At 63.4% G+C, this 19,084-nt stretch carries 16 protein-coding genes; 9 read left to right on the forward strand and 7 right to left on the reverse strand.

Annotated elements, in window-relative coordinates:
* Window positions 1–6: 6 nt before the first annotated feature.
* The 3 genes from J6595_RS21535 to J6595_RS21545 all read right to left on the reverse strand — a co-directional run bounded on the left by J6595_RS21535 (window position 7) and on the right by J6595_RS21545 (window position 3,504).
* On the reverse strand, window positions 7–867 hold the full coding sequence (locus J6595_RS21535) for an ABC transporter permease (RefSeq protein WP_209597644.1): 861 nt from the start codon (window positions 865–867) through the stop codon (window positions 7–9).
* A complete protein-coding gene (locus J6595_RS21540; RefSeq protein WP_209597645.1) occupies window positions 867–1,808 on the reverse strand; it encodes an ABC transporter permease in 942 nt (313 codons plus the stop codon). Before J6595_RS21540 ends, J6595_RS21535 begins: the two co-directional genes overlap by 1 nt.
* A gap of 175 nt (window positions 1,809–1,983) precedes the next feature.
* Entirely contained in the window at window positions 1,984–3,504 is a 1,521-nt protein-coding gene (locus tag J6595_RS21545; RefSeq protein ID WP_209597647.1) for an ABC transporter substrate-binding protein, read from the reverse strand.
* A gap of 771 nt (window positions 3,505–4,275) precedes the next feature.
* Here J6595_RS21545 and J6595_RS21550 point away from each other — a divergent pair.
* Together J6595_RS21550 and J6595_RS21555 are read left to right on the forward strand one after the other, a co-directional pair.
* On the forward strand, window positions 4,276–4,581 hold the full coding sequence (locus J6595_RS21550; protein WP_209597649.1) for an AbrB/MazE/SpoVT family DNA-binding domain-containing protein: 306 nt from the start codon (window positions 4,276–4,278) through the stop codon (window positions 4,579–4,581).
* Entirely contained in the window at window positions 4,578–4,970 is a 393-nt protein-coding gene (locus tag J6595_RS21555) for a type II toxin-antitoxin system VapC family toxin (RefSeq protein ID WP_209597651.1), read from the forward strand. Before J6595_RS21550 ends, J6595_RS21555 begins: the two co-directional genes overlap by 4 nt.
* A gap of 194 nt (window positions 4,971–5,164) precedes the next feature.
* On the opposite strand, the gene repB is transcribed toward J6595_RS21555, so the two are convergent.
* Together repB and repA are read right to left on the reverse strand one after the other, a co-directional pair.
* Window positions 5,165–6,172: a plasmid partitioning protein RepB gene (repB, locus tag J6595_RS21560; protein ID WP_209597653.1), complete on the reverse strand. Its 1,008-nt coding sequence runs from the start codon at window positions 6,170–6,172 to the stop codon at window positions 5,165–5,167.
* Window positions 6,169–7,380: a plasmid partitioning protein RepA gene (gene repA, locus J6595_RS21565; RefSeq protein WP_209597655.1), complete on the reverse strand. Its 1,212-nt coding sequence runs from the start codon at window positions 7,378–7,380 to the stop codon at window positions 6,169–6,171. The genes repB and repA overlap by 4 nt, the downstream gene beginning before the upstream one ends.
* A gap of 500 nt (window positions 7,381–7,880) precedes the next feature.
* On the opposite strand from repA, the gene J6595_RS21570 reads away from it, so the two are divergent.
* On the forward strand, window positions 7,881–8,717 hold the full coding sequence (locus tag J6595_RS21570; RefSeq protein ID WP_245199030.1) for a helix-turn-helix domain-containing protein: 837 nt from the start codon (window positions 7,881–7,883) through the stop codon (window positions 8,715–8,717).
* 138 nt (window positions 8,718–8,855) lie between these two features.
* Here J6595_RS21570 and J6595_RS21575 read toward each other — a convergent pair whose 3' ends face one another.
* Window positions 8,856–9,563, reverse strand: a complete 708-nt coding sequence (locus J6595_RS21575) for a GntR family transcriptional regulator (protein ID WP_209597656.1) — start codon at window positions 9,561–9,563, stop codon at window positions 8,856–8,858.
* A 203-nt stretch (window positions 9,564–9,766) separates the two neighbouring features.
* Between J6595_RS21575 and J6595_RS21580 the strand changes: the two genes are divergently transcribed.
* The 6 genes from J6595_RS21580 to J6595_RS21605 all read left to right on the forward strand — a co-directional run bounded on the left by J6595_RS21580 (window position 9,767) and on the right by J6595_RS21605 (window position 17,446).
* Window positions 9,767–10,723: a Bug family tripartite tricarboxylate transporter substrate binding protein gene (locus J6595_RS21580; RefSeq protein WP_209597658.1), complete on the forward strand. Its 957-nt coding sequence runs from the start codon at window positions 9,767–9,769 to the stop codon at window positions 10,721–10,723.
* Between the two features lie 83 nt (window positions 10,724–10,806).
* Window positions 10,807–12,351: a tripartite tricarboxylate transporter permease gene (locus J6595_RS21585; protein ID WP_209597660.1), complete on the forward strand. Its 1,545-nt coding sequence runs from the start codon at window positions 10,807–10,809 to the stop codon at window positions 12,349–12,351.
* Window positions 12,335–12,859: a tripartite tricarboxylate transporter TctB family protein gene (locus tag J6595_RS21590; RefSeq protein ID WP_209597662.1), complete on the forward strand. Its 525-nt coding sequence runs from the start codon at window positions 12,335–12,337 to the stop codon at window positions 12,857–12,859. Before J6595_RS21585 ends, J6595_RS21590 begins: the two co-directional genes overlap by 17 nt.
* A 61-nt stretch (window positions 12,860–12,920) precedes the next feature.
* Window positions 12,921–13,994 carry a tartrate dehydrogenase gene (locus J6595_RS21595; protein WP_209597665.1) on the forward strand — a complete coding sequence of 358 codons (1,074 nt, stop codon included), beginning with the start codon at window positions 12,921–12,923 and terminating at the stop codon, window positions 13,992–13,994.
* 246 nt (window positions 13,995–14,240) lie between these two features.
* Window positions 14,241–15,410, forward strand: a complete 1,170-nt coding sequence (locus tag J6595_RS21600) for a mandelate racemase/muconate lactonizing enzyme family protein (RefSeq protein ID WP_209597667.1) — start codon at window positions 14,241–14,243, stop codon at window positions 15,408–15,410.
* 1,073 nt (window positions 15,411–16,483) lie between these two features.
* Window positions 16,484–17,446 carry a WD40 repeat domain-containing protein gene (locus tag J6595_RS21605; protein WP_209597669.1) on the forward strand — a complete coding sequence of 321 codons (963 nt, stop codon included), beginning with the start codon at window positions 16,484–16,486 and terminating at the stop codon, window positions 17,444–17,446.
* A gap of 108 nt (window positions 17,447–17,554) precedes the next feature.
* On the opposite strand, the gene J6595_RS21610 is transcribed toward J6595_RS21605, so the two are convergent.
* Entirely contained in the window at window positions 17,555–18,595 is a 1,041-nt protein-coding gene (locus J6595_RS21610) for a zinc-dependent alcohol dehydrogenase family protein (RefSeq protein WP_209597671.1), read from the reverse strand.
* Window positions 18,596–19,084 lie beyond the last annotated feature (489 nt).

Genomic DNA, 19,084 nt, shown 5'->3' on the forward strand with positions numbered 1-19,084 from the left:
AGAAGGTCAGACGTCCTTTGCGAGACGGGGATCGAGCGCATCGCGCAGGCCGTCGCCGATCAGCTGCAGGCTGAGGACGGCGAGCGAGATGGCGATGCCGGGAAAGAGGATGAGATAAAGCGCCTGGTCGATATATTGCCGGCCCTCGTTGACCATCGTCCCCCAGGTCGGGATCGAGGGATCGACGCCGACGCCGAGGAAGGACAGCCCGGCCTCGGCGAGCATCGCATAGGCGAAGATGAAGGTCGCCTGGACGGTGATCGGCGAGACGATGTTGGGCAGGACGTGCCAGACCATGATCGACAGGTTCGACGAGCCCAGCGCCCTCGCCGCCTCGACATAGGGCAATTCCCGGATAACCAGCGTTGCCGCGCGCACGATGCGGGCGATGCGCGGGGTGTAGACGATCGACAGGGCCAGAACGACGTTGGCGGCCGAGCCGCCGAGGATCGCGACGAGGGCGATGGCGAGGAGAATGTCGGGAAAGGCCATCATCGCATCGATCAGCCGCGACAGCGGCGCGTCGAGCCGGCGGAAGAAGCCCGCCGCCAGACCGATGACGATGCCGAGCGCCGTCGACAGGACCGCGACGCCGAGCCCGATCGACAATGACACCCGACCGGCAAAGAGCAGCCGTGAGAGAACGTCGCGGCCGAAGGCGTCGGCGCCGAAGATGTAGTCGCCGAGCGGCGGCGAAAGCCGCGCGCGGACCGACATGCGGGCAGGATCGGCGGGCGCGATCCAGGGCGCGAGGATCGCGGCGGCCAGGATCGCCCCGAAGACGACGAGGGCGACGAGCACCGCGGGCCGTGCCGTAAGGGTCTTCCAGAGCCCGGGATCCTCAGAGGTCGACGCTGCCGCGGTCATCAGTAACGCACTCGCTTGTCGATCAGGAGATAGAGGAGGTCGGTGCACAGATTGATCAGGATGTAGAGGGTCGCGACGACGATCAGCGTGCCCTGGATGATGGGATAGTCACGCCTCAGGACCGCGCCGACGACGAGGCTGCCCATGCCGGGAATGTTGAAGACGCGCTCGGTCACGACCGCGCCGGAGACGAGCAGCGCGAAGGTCAGGCCAACGACGGTGACGATCGGGATCGCGGCGTTCTTCAGGCCGTGCTTCATCACGACGCGGCCCTCCGACATGCCCTTGGAACGGGCGGTGCGGATGTAGTCCTCGCCGAGAACGTCGAGCATCGAGGCCCGGGTAAAGCGCAAGATCAGCGCCGAATTGACGATGCCGAGAACGATGGCGGGCAGGACGAGATAGCCCATCCGGTCGAGAAAACCGGCGGCTGGACCGCCATAGCCCGAGGCAGGAAACCAGCCGAGATCCGAGGCGAGCCAGCGTTGCAGGACGAGGCCGGTCCAGAAGGATGGCACCGAGGCGGCGAGCATGGCGGTCGAGACCGCGCCCTGATCGGCGACGCCGCCGCGCCGATAGGCGACGAAGATGCCGATCGGCACGGCGATGACGATCGAGATGATGAGCGAGAACAGGGCCAGAAAGGCGCTCGGCTCGGCCCGCTCGGCGATGACGGAGAGGACGGGCCGGTGGAAGAACAGCGACTGGCCGAGATCGCCCTGCACGGCGCTGAGGATGAATTTCCCGTACTGGACGAGGATCGGCTGGTCGAGGCCGAGGGTGGCACGGAGCTCCGCCGCATCCTGGGGCGTGGCGTCCGGGCCGAGCATCAGCGCTGCCGGGTCGCCCGGCGCGACGCGCACGATGACGAAGGTGATGGTGAGCACCAGGAACAGCACCACCAGCATGCCGAACAGACGCTTCAGAATGTATTTCAGCATGCGCACGAGCCGTTTCGGGGGAGCAATGCGTGTCGTGGGAGAGGTGAAAGGCGAGCAGCGTCCGTCATCGTGAACGGGGCTGGGAAACGGGACTTGGGATCGGGACGGGTTCGGGTGGAGCCGGCGGACGCCCCAATGCCGCCCGCTCCACCCTCGATCCGTCCGGCCCCGGGCCTCACTTCTTGGAGGCGTTCCAGAAGTAAGGCCACGGCGAGGGCGGCACGCCCCCGAGGGTCTTGGCTTCGCCGAGAAGGGCGTTGAAGTTGCCGACCTTGATGAAGCCGACGTCGTCGTAGTTTTCCTTCTGCATCTCGGCGAACAGCTTCTCGCGCTTGGCCGGATCGGTCTCGGCGACGAAGGCGTCGACCGTCTTGTCCTTTTGTGGATTCGACCAGCCGATGCGCGAGGCGGGGAACCACATGTCGGTCAGCGCCGGCTCAGGCAGAAAGGGCGAGTGGGTGATGTAGATGTCCCACAGCGCCGGGTCGTTGCGGCGCTGGCCGAGGGTCGCCCAGTCGACGACGTCCATCTGAACCTTGAAGCCCGCCGCTTCCAGCGCCTGCTTGGCGACTTCCGCCATCTTGTAGTGGAACTCGTACTGGCGCGAGGTCAGGATGCGCAGCGGCTTGCCGTCGTAACCGGCCTCCTTGAGGAGTTCGGCCGCCTTCGAAGGATCGTTCTGATTATAGGCTTCGGTGCCCTCTTCGGTGTGCCATTTCCAGCCCTCCGGATAGAGCGCGCCATCGACCTTGAAGAACTTGTCGTCGCCGAAGGCCGCATAAAGCATGTCGTCGAAGGGCAGAGCCGCGAGCAGCGCCTGGCGGATCGTCTTGTTGGTGAGAAGGCCGGCCTTGTGATTGATCGCCCAGACCGGCCAGCCGAAATCCTTCAGGAGAACGGGCTTGGCCTTGTCGCTGGGCTCCAGCCGATCGTAGCTTTCCGCCGGCAGCGAGTCGGCAAAGTCGAACTGGCCGGAGACGAGGCCCTCGACGCGGGTGTTGGGATCGGGAACCGGGATGAAGCGGATCTCGTCCGGGCCCTGGCCGCGCTTGCCGGCGCCGCCATTGGCGGGGTCTTTGCGGGGCACGAAGCCCTTGAAGGGCACGAGCTGCAGATACTGATCCGGGACGTGCTTGCCGTATTTGTAGGGGCCGGTGCCGATCACCTTGTCGATCGGAGCGTCGCCCTTGGGGACGATCTCGGACGGATAGATCGCCGCCGCCGAGTTCGAAAAGGCGAGGAGCGACAGAAGCGGCGCATAGGGCGAGGTCATCTTGATCTCGACCGCGTCGGGGCCCTTCGCCGTGATGCTCTCGACCTTGTCGGCGACCGTCTTGCCGCGCGAGGCGATCTTCAGCCAGCGCTCCAGGGAGGCGACCACATCGGCGGAATCGAGCTTGGAGCCGTCGGAGAAGGTGACGCCCTCGCGCAGCGCGATGTCGTAAGTCTTGCCATCCTCGGATATCGTCGGAAGATCCTTGGCAAGCAGCGGCGCCACGTTCCATGATCCGTCGAAGGTGTAGAGCGTCTCGACGACGTGCTGGGTGACGATGGAGACGACGTCCTTGGTGGAGACCATCGGATCGAGGGTATCGGGCTCGCCGACGATGGCAACGTTGACGACGCCGCCGGCGAGGCTCGGCGTTGCCACCGATCCCAGCGCCGCGGCCAGGATCACAGTCACGGATTTGAGCATCGCCATGTTCCTCTATTAGGTAATAAACTCCATAATTGTAGATGTTGATCGGGAAATCGACAGCTGTCAAGCGGCCTTCGTGTCGGCCCGACGACGGACGATCGGCCGCTGGACGGCCTTTTCGGACGGGTCGCGGCAAAGGAGAATTCGGCGCAGGCGGCTTTTTCGAAACCCCGCAACCACCGCATCACATTCGAGGCGCCTCTCCTCGCCCCTCGTCATCCTTGATCGCAACGTGCGACGCGGATGGTCCTTCGGCGGCAAGCGTCTTCCATGGGGTTGGTCCCGCCGCGCACCGCCGGCTGCTCTTCCCCTTGCAATCGACACGTCACGGCCCTGCCTCGTCGCACAACGCCGCGATCCTCCCGAGCATCCAGTGCGCCGATGAAGCTTCTGTTTGGTCGAACGTTCCTGGATGCTCGGCGCGAGGTCCGAGACTGACGTCGCGTCGAATGGTGCGCCTTTTCGCTCAGGGCGTGGCCCGCCTTCGAGCATCGTGTTCTATGGCGTCCCGCGGGACGCAGAGCACTCCGACGTCGAGATCCTCCTCAGATCCTGCCCGGCCTGTCATTGTGACAGGCCGGACCTGTCGGTGCTTTATGGCCATTGTTGCGCCGATGTGCCATATCAAGAGTGCTTGACCCATTGGGGCATCTTTTACCAGTCGAGCGTCCCGGCCAGTCCAGGATAATCTGGCCGGTTCCTCGATCGAAGGATCGATATCCTGAGGTCGTCCCCTGAGCGGTGAGCGACCAGCCTGTGGAGAGTGTGATGAAACTCTACGAATTGCCGATGCAGGAGAACGGGCGTGTCGTGCTGCCTGCCGATTTGCGCAAGTCCCTGGGGCTTTCGAAGGGCGACAGGGTCTTGATCGAGGCGGAGGGCGACGAGGTCAGATTGACCACGGCGCGGCTTCGGCGCAAGCGCGCGCAGGCCATTGCCCGGAAATACGCCCGTCCCGGCGTCAGCGTCGTCGACGAGTTTCTCGCCGAAAAGCGCGACGAAGCCGAGCGGGAAATCGCCCGCATTGAACCCGATGCCGCGACGCGACCGGACGAGACGGGCGACGGCGCGTGATCGCCTGCGTCGTCGATACGTCGGCGATCCTCGCTTACGCCTTCGCGGAACGGGGCGCCGGGACGGTCGAGGGCTGGATCGATGCCGGAGCGGCGGTCTCGACCCTGACGGTCCAGGAGACCGTCTCCAAGCTTTGTCAGAACGGCATGAGCTGCAATGAGGCGGAAGAGCTGTTCCTGTCGCTGGGGCTGATCGTCCAGCCTCTCGATCTCGACCTCGCATTCAGCGCCGGTGCCATGTTCGCACTGACGAAACCCTATGGTCTCAGCCATGGCGATCGCGCCTGTCTCGCGCTCGGCCAGAAGCTTGCCGTTCCCGTCGTCACCGCCGACAAGGCGTGGTCGAAGGTCGCCGCCGACCTCGGACTGAAGGTCGAGCAGTTCCGCTGAAAGGGCGAACCGGTACGGATGACGAATGAACCGGCCGCGTGTCGTGATGCGGAGGTCGGAGAGCCGGTAGCCGGATGCGCATTCCGAGCCGGGATTGGTATCTTTTGGAAAAGGTGGCAGCTGCCACTTTCGGATCGAGGTGGCAGCTGCCACCTCTCCGGCGACGGGTCAACCATGGCGCATGGGCGCCGTCTTCACCTCCGGCGGTTCGAACCGGTCTTTTGAAGATAGGCTTCGACGAGACCGGGAAGCGCATCGCGCAGATGCGCGACGAGGCCGGTGTCGTTCGGGTCGCTGATCCGGAAGGTCGCCGAGCTGTCCGAGCCGTTCTGGAGGACCGTGACCCCCTGCCCCTTGAACAGTCGCTCGCCCGGTTCACGGGGCGTTGCCGCGTAGTTCTTGTAGAAGCGCGCAAAGCGGGCGTTGCTGTCGAGGTCGATCCAGTCCGCAGCCTCGATCAATGCCGTCATGCTGGCCAAGGCCGATGCCACGCCGGACTGCTCGATCACCTTCGCCAAGGCTTCCCAGCGCGGCCGACCGATCTTCGGCGCCGGTCCGATCGCCTCGATGATCTCGCGCGGAACCGCTTCGGCGAGTTTGGTCAGCTTGGAGACATTGGTGGGCGGAAGCGACAGCGCAGCCGCGATCGTCTCGCGCTTGTAGTTGCGTCGCTTGAGTTCGCTCGCGAACAAGGCCTGCTCGATGAAGGTGAGATCCTTGCGCTCGGTGTTCTCCTTGCCGAGGGCGACCACCATCTCTTCGTCGCTGAGATCGGTGACGATCGCCCGCACCGACCGGCCGAGATGCGCGCAGGCTCTCCAGCGCCGATGGCCGTAGGCGATCTGATAGCGTCCCTGCGTCTTCGGATGCGCCCGAACCAGGATCGGCACCTGCTGGCCGTGTTCGCGAATGCTGTCGATCAGTTCGCCGAAGCCGGTGTCCGCCTCGATCGCCACGAGACGGTCCTGGACGAAGGAAGCTTCGATCATCTGCGGGTCGAGATCAACGACGTGGTGTTCCTCGGCGATGCGCCGACGCAGCGCCTCGTTCTCCTGCTCGATCCGCGAAAGCGAGGATTCGAGCGAGCGCACGGCGCCCGCCGGCGCGCTGCGGGCAGGCGGCTGCGACGTCTCATCCGGGGCCGATGGCGCCTCGCTGAACATCGCCTTCATCCGTTTGGCCCGCTCGCTCGCCTTGCTCATGATCGCCCCCAGGCCTGTTTGATCAGACCGAAAATCTCCGCATTCGCCGCATCGACGGCGTCGAGCGCCCGCCTCAGCGTATCGCGATTCATCGTACCGCGCTCGATCTCGTAAAGCGATTTCTTCTCGAGCCCGGCATTGGCGATGGCCGTCGTCTCGAGGACCGGGGTGACGCAGACATGCTCGCCGAACAGGGTGCGCAAAAGCGTCGCCACATTCACCTGCGGCAGGTCATGCGGATTGTGCCGTGTGAGAAGATAGCGGAAGAAGTCCTGCCGGATTGTGCCGCCGGCACCCTCGATGACGGAGAGGAGATCGCTGGTCATCGCCAGGAACTGGTTCATCGAGGCGACGTCGAGCATCGCCGGATGAATGGTGACGACGATGCTGGTCGAGGCATAGAGCGCCGAGAGCGTCAGATAGCCGAGCTGGGGCGGGGCGTCGATGAGGACGACGTCATAGCGGTCGTCGACCGAGCGCAGCGCTGCCTTCAGCCGCCGGAAGAACATCTGATCGCCGCGCGAGCGCCCCTCGACGATGGCACGCGGCGTGTCGTGCTCGAACTCCATCAGTTCCAGATTGCCAGGCACGAGATCGAGACCGGGGAAATAGGTCTCGGTGATCACCTCGCTCAAGTCCAACGTGTCCTCGTAGCGGATCACCGGGTAAAGCGTCTTGTCAGCCGGCACGTCGAATTCGGGCTGAATGCCGAACATCGAGGTGAGGGAGGCCTGGGGATCGAGATCGACGACGAGGACGCGAAGCCCCTGGAAGGCGAGATAGTGGGCAAGGTGGATCGAGGTCGTCGTCTTGGCCGAGCCGCCCTTGAAATTGGCCACCGCCAGAACCTGCAGGTGGTCGCCCTCGCGCCGTCCGGGAAGGAACTTGTGGGCCTGGTTCGGCCGCTTCTCGGCGAGGTGACGCCGCAGACCGTTGACCTGGGCGAGGGTGTAGAGCTTGCGGCCATTGTCGAGCTGGGTCGGCGTCACCGCTTCGCCGTCGATCGCCATCTGCCGGACCGTCGATTCCCCGATGTTCAGAAGGTCGGCGACCTCCCGGCTGGTGAAGCTGCGCAGCGACTTGCGCGCTTCGGGCGGAAACAGGCTCTGGCGCATGGCATGGAGCTGCCGCGACAGGATGTCGGAATGACGGGCGATGACGGCAGCGGCATCTTTGCCGCCCGCAGGATTTTCAGCACTCGCGGTCAAGGCGTCTCCTGACGGAAAAACTTCGTTTAGCAGGTCTATAGCGTCAGCTTCGCGATACCGCTAGGCTTTAGCACAGACTCAGCCGAGTCGCGTTCAGTTTCGGACAGGATAGGTCGAAAAGCGCGATGAGGCAGGGGCAACGACGCGATCCGCATCCTTCGGGACGGGGAAAGATTTGAGCCGCCCAAGCCGCAATGCGGTGGCGCCGGGCGGAACGGGCTCAGACCCTGGATCATGTCGTTTGAAGCCGGGCCGGATGCTCGGCGGCTCGATCGGACCATGCCGGCGGCGACCGCCGCCGGATGAAGAGGGCGCCGTCAGGGCGTGAAACGAAAACGAAGGAGACGTGAACGGCAAAAGAAAAGGCCCCGAAGCGGGAGCCGCGGAGCCTGTTCTGGATATCTTGGTCGAATTCAGACTTAGCCTCCTTCGCTGACATCGTCAACTGAAATCGCGGTTTCCCGCCACGGCGTTGCTTTGCCTCGCGCAAGGAAGAGACGATGGCGGAAGAACAATTCTGTGCGCCGCAAGGCGTGCCAATGCCCACCCATGCCTCGGACACGGGGGAGGGGGCGGGAACGGATCTGTTTGCCTGGACACCCAAGGAAGTGGCGGCCCCGCACCCGACCTTCACGGCGCGTGCAGCGATCTGGCGCGATCAGCGCGCCGGTCTGATCTCGCTCGCGGAGGCACAGCGCCGGTCCGCCGCGATTGGCGCGGCGCCGACGCAGCCCGTGGCGAGGACAGAGGGCGCGCGGGGCAAAAGCCGCCCGCCGGTCGCCCGGCCGCGCCATCAGCGCCCGTCGCCGAATGAAAGCCGCCAATATGCCCAGCCGATGGCGACGACCGCGGCCCGCGACGATCGCCTGACACCCAACGCCAAGGCCTTCCTCCAGGTGCTGCGCGCCCGCTGCGGGAAGGGGAGGGAGACGACGATCACCAAGGGCACGGCCGGAAACATCATGGCCCGCTCGACGCGCACGATAAGGCGCTACCTGATCGATCTCGTGCGCTTCGGCTATGTCGAACTCGAAACGCTTCGCAATTCGCGCGGCATGCATCTCGGCCTGATCGTCAGGATCACCGATCAGGTGGCGCCGTTCTTCGAGGAGGCGAGGGGGCTGGCGAAGTGGCTCGCGACGACGCCGAGGGTAATGTTCGAACCCTTCAAGGGCGTTCTTCAGTCAAGAAACAAGGGGGTGACACTTCTGTCATCCAAAAACCAAAACCAAAACATGAACACCTCCGCTCCGCTAGAAATAGCGGACACGGGCCGACAAGCGGCCCCTGAAAGGCTCTTGAGAAAGGACTGGGCGAAAGGCGTGCCCCGATCCTGAGATCGTCCAGCGGCCTTTGCCGGCAATTCCTGGCTTTCACATGTCGCCTGCCAGACAGGGACGGTTTCGCATCTTCGGGCGAAGGCTGGGGCATATGGCACACGCGGCTCTTGCGAGTACAAAAAACGCACCTGCCGGTCAAAGGTGGCGCATATTGTGGCGGACCAGGAGCTCGATGATAAGATCGCGGGCTTTCACCTTGTGCGCCTGGGCCGCATCGCTGGCACGGCGGGCATCGCCGGCACGCAGGGCGTCGATGATCGCCTGATGCTCGCCGAGCGAGTGGAAGGGCTTGGGGCGCAGCCCCAGTGTGACGCGGCGTGCCCGATAGGACTGGTCGATGTTGATCGTCGCGATCCTTTCCAGGCGCCCGTTGCCCGCGCCGGCAACGAGCGCTGCGTGAAAGCGCCCGTCATGATCGGCCCAGGCCAAAAGATCGTCCTTTGCGAGCGCTGCGCCGAGTTGCCGATTGAGAAGGTCGAGGGACGCGCAGACGCGTTCACGCGTCGACGGCGGCATGACCGCGATCAGTTGCGCCGCCATGCCCTCCACGGCGATGATGACATCGTAGACCTCGCGCATGTCGTCCGGTGACAGCGCGACGATGACGACGCCGCGCTTGGCCCGCAATTCGACCATGCCTTCGGCCTGCAGCTGGATGATCGCCTGGTGAACGGGAGTCCGGCTCATGCCGAGCCGCTGCGCGATCTCCAGCTCCGAGCCCTGAAAGCCGGGCGGGAAGAAGCCGTCGCGAATGGCGTCCTTGATCGCCGAATAGGCCGCCCCGACCAGGGTCGGCTGACGCGCGGCCACGCTGCTGTCATACAGCAACCGTTTGCTCGTCATGCAATCTCGTCCTCCCGGGAACGGACAGTAGCCTTCGTATCCATACCCTACAAGGCATCCTTGCATTCCCTGATGCATGGAACAACGAATGCATTGTTGACAACCCGCACCGCTTCGGTCCTGATGCGGAAACGGGTCGCCCGGGCGCACTTTGGAGGAAGTGCCCCTTTCAACGGGTGGTCGCGTGTCAGGGAGAACAATTCATGCGCATCAGTTCGCTTTTCACGAGCGTCGTTCTGGCCGCCGGTCTTTTCACCGCCGCCGCCAGCGCTCAGGACTATCCGACGAAACCGGTCAACTACATCATCCCGTTCAATGCGGGCGGTGAATCAGACGTGGCGGCGCGGTTGCAGCAGCCGGTCTGGGAAAAGCTCACCGGCCAGCCCATGGTCATCCAGTATGTAACCGGCGCGGGCGGCGCGCAGGCCTGGTCGCAGCTGAACGGCATGGAAGGCGACGGCTATACGATCATGGGCACCAACCTGCCCCACATCATCCTGCAGCCCATGGCCCAGGACGTCGGCTACAAGACCGACGACATCGCCAATGTCTACTTCTTCCAGTATACGCCCGATGCGATCATCGTTCCCAAGGACAGCCAGTTCAAGACGCTGAAGGATCTCGTCGACTATGCCAAGGCCAATCCCGGCCTGGTGACGTTCTCCGGCTCCGGCACCAATTCGGCGAACGACGTCGCGCAGACCAAGTTCGACAAGCTCGCCGGCGTCACCACCACCTATATTCCGTTCTCTGGCACCAGCCCGGCAACGGCCGCGGTTCTCGGCAGCCAGGTTCTGGCGGGCTTCAGCTACACGACCGCCGCGATCTCGCAGGGCGACGCCGTGCGGGTGCTGGCGGTTGCCGCCGACGAGCGGGTTCCGAGCTTCCCCGACGTTCCGACCTTCAAGGAGCTCGGCTACGACATGGTGGGCGGCGCCTATCGCGGCGTCGCGGTGCCCAAGTCGACTCCTGAGGACGTTCGCAAGGCGGTGTCCGACCGGCTCGACGCGGTGAACAAGGATCCGGACTTCATCAAGAAGATGGAGGATGGCGGCTTCGTCGTGATCAACGTGCCTTACGCCGACGTGCCGAAGTTCATGGCCGAGCGCGAGAAAGACTACCAGGCGACCGCCAAGCTGATGGGCATCGCCCAGAAATAGCCTTCACCCGATCTCGTCGGGCGGGAGCTTCGACACCGGAGCCTCCGCCCGTGTGATGCCCGCGACCCATCGAGGCCTTCGCAATGGACAAGCTCGGCTATCTGGCAGAGGCGCTGACGCCGATCAACATGATGCTCGCCGCCGTCGGCGTGCTGGCCGGTATCGTCATCGGCGCGCTTCCCGGCCTCTCCGCCACGATGGCGGTGGCGGTGCTGGTGCCCTTTACCTTCACCATGGATCCCGCTTCCGGCCTGATCGTGCTCGGAGCCATCTATACGGGCGCGATCTACGGGGGCTCCTATTCTGCGATCCTCGTCAACACGCCGGGAACGCCCTCCGCCATCGCAACGACCTTCGACGGCTTCCCGATGGCCAAGCGCGGCGATGGCGCGCTGGCGGTCACGCTGTCGACCATCGCCTCCGTCACCGGCGGCCTCGTCGGCGCGCTGTTCCTGATGTTCCTGGCGCCGCCCCTGGCGCGCATCGCCCTCGCCTTCGGGCCGCCGGAATATTTCTGGCTGGCGGTCTTCGGGCTGACACTGATCTCCGCGCTGTCCGTCGGCAATCTCATGAAGGGGCTGATCGGCGCCTGTTTCGGGCTGATCCTCTCCATGGTCGGTGTCGCGGTCATCGGCGCCGACGTCCGCTTCACCATGGGCAGCCACGTCCTCCTCGGCGGCATCGACATCGTCGCCGGCCTGATCGGGCTCTACTGCATTCCGGTGCTGATCGATCTGATCGCCACCAAGGACCCCCACCTTCGCGTGGAGGGGGCGCAGACGGGCTTCAGGCTGAAGGAAGCCTTCCGGCTGGTCATGGGCGACAAGGTCAATCTCCTGCGCTCTTCCGTCATCGGCACGCTCGTCGGGATCCTGCCGGGCGCCGGTGGATCGGTGGCAAGCCTCGTGTCCTATTCCGAAGCGAGACGTTCCTCGAAGACGCCGGAGCGCTTCGGCACGGGCCACCCGGGCGGTATCATCGCCACGGAATCGGCCAATAACGCGACCGTCGGCGGTGGCTTCATTCCAACCCTCGTCCTCGGCATTCCCGGCACCCCGCCGGATGCCGTCATTCTGGGCGCCCTTCTCGTCCAGGGCATCAAGATCGGCCCGGCGCTCTTCACCGCGCAAAGCCAGATCGTCTACACCTTCATCTTCGGCCTGATCATCGGCACGATCCTGATGCTGCCGATCGGCCTGATGGTCGGCCGCTACGCCTATCAGAGCATCATCTCCATTCCGAAGGCCGCTCTCGTCCCGACCATCGCCTTTTTGACCGTGATCGGCTCCTTCGCGATCCACAACAACCTCAACGACACCGCCGTCATGATCGGCCTCGGCGTCGTCGGCTGGGTGCTGAACCGTGCCGGCTACGCCCCTTCGCCGATCGTCCTCGGCCTCGTCCTCGGGCAGATCGCCGAGCAGGGCTTCGTCCAGAGCTATCTGATCGGCAATGCCCAGCAGAACGTCCTCGGGATGTTCTTCGGACGGCCGATTTCGCTGGTGATCATCGTCTTCTCGGCACTGACGCTTTTCTACCCCCTCATCGCCAAGGCGATCGGCGCAGCACGGGCGAGACGGTCCCAAACCGACATCATGGTGGAGAGCGGCGATGGCAGATCGCGTTGAAACGGCGAAAGGACGGGCGATGAAGCTGCATGATCCTTCCGGGACGCTGGTCGCCGTCGGCTTCGTCGCCTTCGGAGCGCTGCTGATCAGCTCGACCGGGACGATGTCGCCACTCGGCTCGGTGTTTCCGATCACGATTTCGGTGGCGATGATCGTCTTTTCGCTGATCCTGATCGCGCGCAACCTGTTCATCGGGATGCGTCAGGCGCAAGCGGCCGACATGCCGGAAGCGGGTGCCGGGGCAGAAGCGGAGACACCCGGCTCCATGGCGAGACGGATCGCCTTCCTGATCCTGATCGCAGCCTGGGTGGCGCTCATTCCGGTGCTTGGCTTCTTCGTCGCCAGCGTCCTCGGCTTCTTCTCCATCATGGCCGTTGCCACACACGAGCGGCTGCCGGCCAAGGAGATCGTCGTCCTTCTGGTGATCGGGCTCGCAATCCTCACCGGTTTCTATCTCCTGATGGCCGACGTCCTTTTGATCCCGATGCCGCGCGGCCTGTTCTTCTGACCCTCCGAAGCCGCGCCTCGGCGCGCGGTTTCGGGCCGACCGACCTGCGGAGTAATCATCGATGCACAAGACGAACGCCTTCAAGATCGCGACCATTCCCGGTGACGGGATCGGCCGCGAGGTCGTGCCGGAGGGCATGCGCGTCCTCGAGGCCGTCGGCCGCAAGTTCGACATCGCCTTCCAGTTCGACGAGGTCGACTGGAGCTGCGACGTCTTCAAGAAGACCGGCAAGATGATGCCCGACGACGGGCTGGAGCGTTTCAAGCAGCACGATGCGGTGTTTCTCGGCGCCGTCGGCTGGCCGGACGTGCCCGATCACGTCTCGCTCTGGGGCCTGCTCATCCCGATCCGGCGAACCTTCCATCAATATGTCAATCTGCGCCCCTGCCGCCTGCTCAAGGGGACAACCAGCCCGCTTGCAGGACGCGGCCGGGCCGACATCGACTTTTACGTGGTGCGCGAAAATGTCGAGGGCGAGTATTCGGAGGCCGGCGGCAGGCTCTATCGCGGCATGGAGGACGAGATCGCCATTCAGGAGGCGATCTTCACGCGGCGCGGGGTCGATCGGGTGATGCGCTACGCCTTCGAACTCGCAAGGACCCGCGAGCGCAAGCGCGTGACCTCGGCGACCAAGTCGAACGGCATCGTCCACACGATGCCGTTCTGGGACGAGCGCTTCAAGGCGGTGAAGGCGGACTATCCGGACATCGAGACGAACCAGTTCCACATCGACATCCTGTGCGCCCATTTCGTCCAGCACCCGGACTGGTTCGACGTCGTCGTCGGCTCCAACCTCTTCGGCGACATCCTCTCCGATCTCGGGCCCGCCGTCGCCGGCTCGATCGGCATCGCGCCGTCGGCGAACATCAATCCGGAAGGCGACTTCCCCTCGATGTTCGAGCCGGTGCACGGCTCCGCCCCCGACATCGCCGGACAGGGCATCGCCAATCCGATCGGCCAGATCTGGTCGGCGGCGATGATGCTCGACCATCTCGGCCATCCGCAAGCCGCACAGGCGGTGATCGAGGCCATCGAAACGGTGATCGCCGACACGGCCTCGCGCACGAAGGACATGGGCGGCAAGGCGAACACGAAGGAATGCGGCGAGGCGATCGCCAGCGTAATCGCGGGCTAGGACATTGCGCCGACTGCCCGGCTGTGTGGCGCGAGGCACCCCCCTCTGCCCTGCCGGGCATCTCCCCCACAAGGGGGGAGATCGGGCCTGCCCGAATGGCGGAGCGTCTCTCCAACGGTCTGTCCGTGCAGATCGGCAGGAAGGCTGGCCGAGGCAATGAAAACGTCGATCTCCCCCCTTGTGGGGGAGATGCCGGCAGGCAGAGGGGGGTAGACGCATTCCCCGCCACTCAGGAAGGCACACCCCATGCGCATCACCGAGATCCGCGAAAAGACCGTGTCGATCGCCAGCCCGATCGCCAACGCCTTCATCGATTTCTCGAAGATGACCTGCTCGGTCGTCGCGGTGATCACCGACCAGATCCGCGACGGGGAACCCGTCATCGGCTTCGGCTTCAACTCCAATGGCCGCTACGGCCAGGGCGCGCTGATGCGCGAGCGCTTCATTCCGCGGCTGATGGAGGCCAATCCTGAGGCCCTGATCGACCGTGAGAACGACAATCTCGACCCCTTCGCCATCTGGAAGGTGATGATGACCAACGAGAAGCCCGGCGGTCACGGCGAGCGCTCGGTCGCCGTCGGCACGATCGACATGGCGGTCTGGGACGCCGTCGCCAAGATCGCGGGAAAACCGCTCTATCGTCTCCTCGCCGATCGTTACCGGGAGGGCATCGCCGACGACAGCGTCTGGGTCTATGCCGCCGGCGGCTACTATCATCCGGGCAAGGAGATCGAGGGCCTGAAGGACGAGATGAAGTCCTACCGCGATCGCGGCTACAAGGTCGCCAAGATGAAGATCGGCCTTGCCCCGCTGGCGGACGACATGAAACGGGTCGAGGCCGCGCTATCCGTCCTCGGCGAAGGCCAGAACCTTTGCGTCGACGCCAATGGCCGCTTCGATCTCAAGACCGCCCTCGCCTATGCGAGAGCGCTCGAGCCCTATGATCTCTACTGGTACGAGGAAGCCGGCGATCCGCTCGACTACGCCCTCCAGGCCGAGCTCTCGCAGCATTATTCCGGCCGGATGGCGACCGGCGAGAACCTCTTCTCCATGCAGGACGCCCGCAATCTCATCCGCCACGGGGGCATGAACCGCGAACGCGACATCCTGCAGTTCGACTGCGCCCTCTCCTACGGCCTCGTCGAATATATGCGCACGCTGGAGATGATGGCGGAAAACGGCTGGTCCTCCCGCCGGGTGGTGCCCCATGGCGGCCACCAGATGTCCCTCAACATCGCCGCCGGCCTGCATCTCGGCGGCAACGAATCCTATCCGGACGTCTTCCAGCCCTTCGGCGGCTTCGCCGACGACGTCGCAGTGGTCGACAGCCAGGTCGGGCTACCCGACGCGCCGGGCGTGGGGTTCGAGCGGAAGGCGGCGCTGTATGCGTTGTTCAAGCGCGAGTTGCTGGAGTAGGATGGGAGAGAGGACGGATGCGGGGGCCTGCAACAGAATTTCCAATTCCGTTTCAGATCGCATAGCTGAAAGCAGGAGGGCGAACCGCGATAGCCGTCACGGCGCATTCTCTCGCTCTCTGATGTAGCTCAAGGCGAGGAAATTTTCGGATGCCATTAAAAGAATTGCTCGGCTATCAGCTGATATATACGTCGGCTTTTATTTTCTGGAGAATTTTTATTGTTGCATTGCTTTTTTATCTTCCTACTGTTCCAGCATCCGGATCAGCCGTAAGCGGCATTACGGTTCTGCTATCGTGTTTCACAACCCTCTATTTTTATACTCGACGCGAAAGCAGTCCACCACTCGGAAGAGAATATTGGCTCATGGTATCGATTAGTACGTCAATTGCTTTTATTTTGGACGTAATAATGTTTGTATCCGTGATAAATTACCAAAACTTCCCATTTCCTTCCAATTTTACATTCCTCATAATTATTTTAATTACAGCCGCGCTCAGCCTTATTGGAAATATGATTGGATATTCCGATTTCGTTGCACGACGATGGCTTCGCTGAATTAGCAAACCCGCACTAGCGAAGGCGGGTTCCTTTGCCCCATGTCGCGCTCGAAATTGAAACACTTTCATTGTATTCTGTTTCAGCATTGAGGCGGCTCGATCGATGATAGCTCAGCGCGATATCGGGCTGCGAAATCCGTGATGGCCGTTGTTCCCACGGATTGAAATCGATCCATGGTCATCACGACTTCGGGGCCCTGTCGAGGCTGGTCCTGTCGCCGACGAGCCGGGCTGGATCCAGCTTGCCGCTCTCCACCATATCCAGCATCGCGCAACGCCGCTCTTTCCCGTCCGCCACCATCTGCTAGTATCAGCAGGCATATGATGGAAAGTATGGATGCAGCGCGTCAGAGCCCTTCATGATCCTTCGTCCGGGAAAACTTGGACGACCTGCCTCGACGGAGCCGGGACCACGGTCCGCCAAGGTGCCCCGGGACGCGAGAGAACAGCCACCCGGGACCACGTCGACGCGGAAGCTGCACGCCGCTGGGCGCTCAAGGAAGAATGGACTCGCTTGAAGAAGGGCATGGTGTTGCGCGCCCCCGATGCACCTTCGGGCGAGCCGCAGCTGCATCGCTTCATCGTCGGCGCTTACACCGGCGCCATGGCCATCGCCCCCTTCGATGGAGGTGGTTTCGTTTGCAATCGCTTCGTGGACGGGGAGGAAGAGGACGGTTCCGGGAGCGACGCCATGGTCCATGTCAGCACGGAGGGGGAGGTTACGGCCGGTCTCGCCTTGCCGAACGGACAATTGGTATGGAAGGCCGCATGGGTGCCCGCCATTGGGTCGATGATGCTGCAAGTTGATGGCGGAGTTACGCGATGGGAACCGGGCAGCAACATCGCTACGCAGGTGCTGCAGTATCGCCCGTCCCCCGGCTTCCTTAGCGTCGGTGGAAACCGTCTTGCTTGCTACGACGGGAGCGCTGCGGTGGTGCTGGACCTTCATGACGGTGCCGAGATCATGCGAATTCCATCCCAGCCAGAACTCTACGGCGGCCATTCTCCTCAGATGGAGGGTGCCCTATCCCGGGATGGCAGCCTGTTGGCGCTGTGCGCGGTGCCGGGAGAGATCACCGTCTTCGATATGGCGATGGGGCAGGTGCGCCAGACGCTTCGCGGCGATTTTGCCATGGTTCGTCAAATGGACTTTTTGCCAGATGGAAACAGGCTGCTAGTGGTCGAGCAATATGGGCGCGGGTCACTGCGTTGCCTCGATCTTGGCACCGGAGGGCCCGCTCAAGACTGGTCAGAATTGAAACTCGACGGAGCCAGCATCGCATTGTCGCCTTCAGGCAGCCGCCTAGCGGTGGCTTGGCGTGACCATGCTTCAATTCACGATATCTTCAACGACGAACGGCCGCGCAGTTTTGTGCTGGAGCACCTTGCAAAGAGATGCGCGATGGCCTGGATCGCTGAAGACAGTTTGGCGGTTCGAACCGACCTCGGCTGCGCCAGCATCTACGCAACACCTTAAGTCGAGTACGAGCCGATCGAGCCAGTCGGCTTCTCCCTCCCCTTTCCGCTCGACCGCGCGTTTTTGAAACAGTTCAAGCGGATCGGTCGCTGACAGCCCAGCGCGATATCAGGCTGCGAAATCCGTGATGACCGTTGCTCCCACGGATTGAAATCGATTCATGGTCATCAGGGCTTCGGGGGCCCTGTCGAGGCTGATCCTGTCGCCGACCAGCCGGGCTGGATCCAGCTTGCCGCTCCTCACCATATCCAGCATCGCGCCGTAGCGATGCGCCTGCATTCCGTGGGAGCCAAGCAGTTCGATCTCCTTTGCGACGATTTTCGGCATGGGCACGGCGGGGGCTGCGTGGTCGCCCAGCATGAGGCCGACCTGAACATGCTTGCCGCGCGCGCGCAGGCAGAGGATCGAATTGGTCATCGTGGTCGGGTGCCCCAAGGCGTCGAGCGAGACATGCGCGCCGCCCTTGGTGATTTCCTGGATTGCCTCGACCACATCGCCCCTGCCGTCGATCGCGGCCACCGCACCGAGGTCCCTTGCCAGCTTCAGCTTGGCCGGGTCGAGATCCACCCCGATCACATTCGCCCCGGCGGCATTCGCGATCATCACGGCCGAGAGACCGACGCCACCACAGCCATGCACGGCGACCCACTGGCCTGCGCTGACCTTGCCCTGGTCGATCACGGCCCGGAACGAGGTTGCAAAACGGCATCCAAGGCTTGCAGCGGTGGCGTAATCCATGGCTTCGGGCAGAGCCACGACGTTCAGATCGGCCTGATGGATCGGTACATATTCCGCGAAGCTACCCCAATGGGTGAAGCCGGGCTGCTCCTGATGTGAACACACCTGCTGATGGCCCGCATGGCATTCGCTGCACGCGCCGCAGCCGCAGATGAACGGGACCGTGACCCGGTCGCCCACCTTCCAGTTTCTGACATCCTTGCCGACTGCCGCTATCGCACCGGCAAATTCGTGGCCCGGGACGTGCGGCAACGCAATGCCGCTGTCATGTCCCATCCAGCCGTGCCAGTCGCTCCTGCAAATCCCGGTCGCCTCGACCTTGATGACGCAGCCTTTGGCCGTCGGCACGGGGTCATCGACCTCGACGACTTTCGGCGGTGTCGCGAACTGCTCGAAACGCACGGCTCTCATACGGCTGCAATCTCCTGGCAGTCGGTGATGACGGGAGAGCTTATCGCATGCCGGCGAACACATCGAGCCGGCGTTGCCGTTCGAATGGCTTCGAGGTGATCTGTTTCACTCAGCGCTGCCGGTTTTCGCTAAAGCATCGGCCCGAAAATCGGAATCGTTTTTCGGAAAGCACGATGTGGTGATTCAACAGGTTAGAGCGTCCTTTGTGCGTCCATTCAGTGCACACGGCAGTCTCGTCGAACGGCGCATATCGAGTGCCTGACAGTCTGAGATTAGGCGTCCGCTTCTATCGCGCTCGTCATGCTCGGGCTCCGTCCCGAGCATCCAGTGCGCCGTTTAAGCTTCTGTTGTGTATAACGTTCCTGGCAACTGTGTTCATTCGAACGCCTTTCTGTCTCTCTGCATGGCGTTGAGAACAGTGAGAAGCTTTCTGGCGACGGCGATGATGCCGACTTTCTTCGATCCCGATCTTTCGGCGACGGCTTGAAA

Source organism: Jiella mangrovi (assembly GCF_017815135.1).
GTDB classification, from domain to species: Bacteria; Pseudomonadota; Alphaproteobacteria; order Rhizobiales; family Rhizobiaceae; genus Jiella; species Jiella mangrovi.

Coding starts and splice junctions, on each gene's coding strand:
- J6595_RS21545 (WP_209597647.1), bottom strand. CDS start 3,504: ATGCTCAAATCCGTGACTGTGATCCTGGCCGCGGCGCTGGGATCGGTG.
- J6595_RS21590 (WP_209597662.1), top strand. CDS start 12,335: ATGGCAGATCGCGTTGAAACGGCGAAAGGACGGGCGATGAAGCTGCAT.
- J6595_RS21580 (WP_209597658.1), top strand. CDS start 9,767: ATGCGCATCAGTTCGCTTTTCACGAGCGTCGTTCTGGCCGCCGGTCTT.
- J6595_RS21610 (WP_209597671.1), bottom strand. CDS start 18,595: ATGAGAGCCGTGCGTTTCGAGCAGTTCGCGACACCGCCGAAAGTCGTC.
- J6595_RS21575 (WP_209597656.1), bottom strand. CDS start 9,563: ATGACGAGCAAACGGTTGCTGTATGACAGCAGCGTGGCCGCGCGTCAG.
- repB (WP_209597653.1), bottom strand. CDS start 6,172: ATGAGCAAGGCGAGCGAGCGGGCCAAACGGATGAAGGCGATGTTCAGC.
- J6595_RS21550 (WP_209597649.1), top strand. CDS start 4,276: ATGAAACTCTACGAATTGCCGATGCAGGAGAACGGGCGTGTCGTGCTG.
- J6595_RS21535 (WP_209597644.1), bottom strand. CDS start 867: ATGACCGCGGCAGCGTCGACCTCTGAGGATCCCGGGCTCTGGAAGACC.
- J6595_RS21600 (WP_209597667.1), top strand. CDS start 14,241: ATGCGCATCACCGAGATCCGCGAAAAGACCGTGTCGATCGCCAGCCCG.
- J6595_RS21540 (WP_209597645.1), bottom strand. CDS start 1,808: ATGCTGAAATACATTCTGAAGCGTCTGTTCGGCATGCTGGTGGTGCTG.
- J6595_RS21585 (WP_209597660.1), top strand. CDS start 10,807: ATGGACAAGCTCGGCTATCTGGCAGAGGCGCTGACGCCGATCAACATG.
- J6595_RS21595 (WP_209597665.1), top strand. CDS start 12,921: ATGCACAAGACGAACGCCTTCAAGATCGCGACCATTCCCGGTGACGGG.
- J6595_RS21570 (WP_245199030.1), top strand. CDS start 7,881: ATGGCGGAAGAACAATTCTGTGCGCCGCAAGGCGTGCCAATGCCCACC.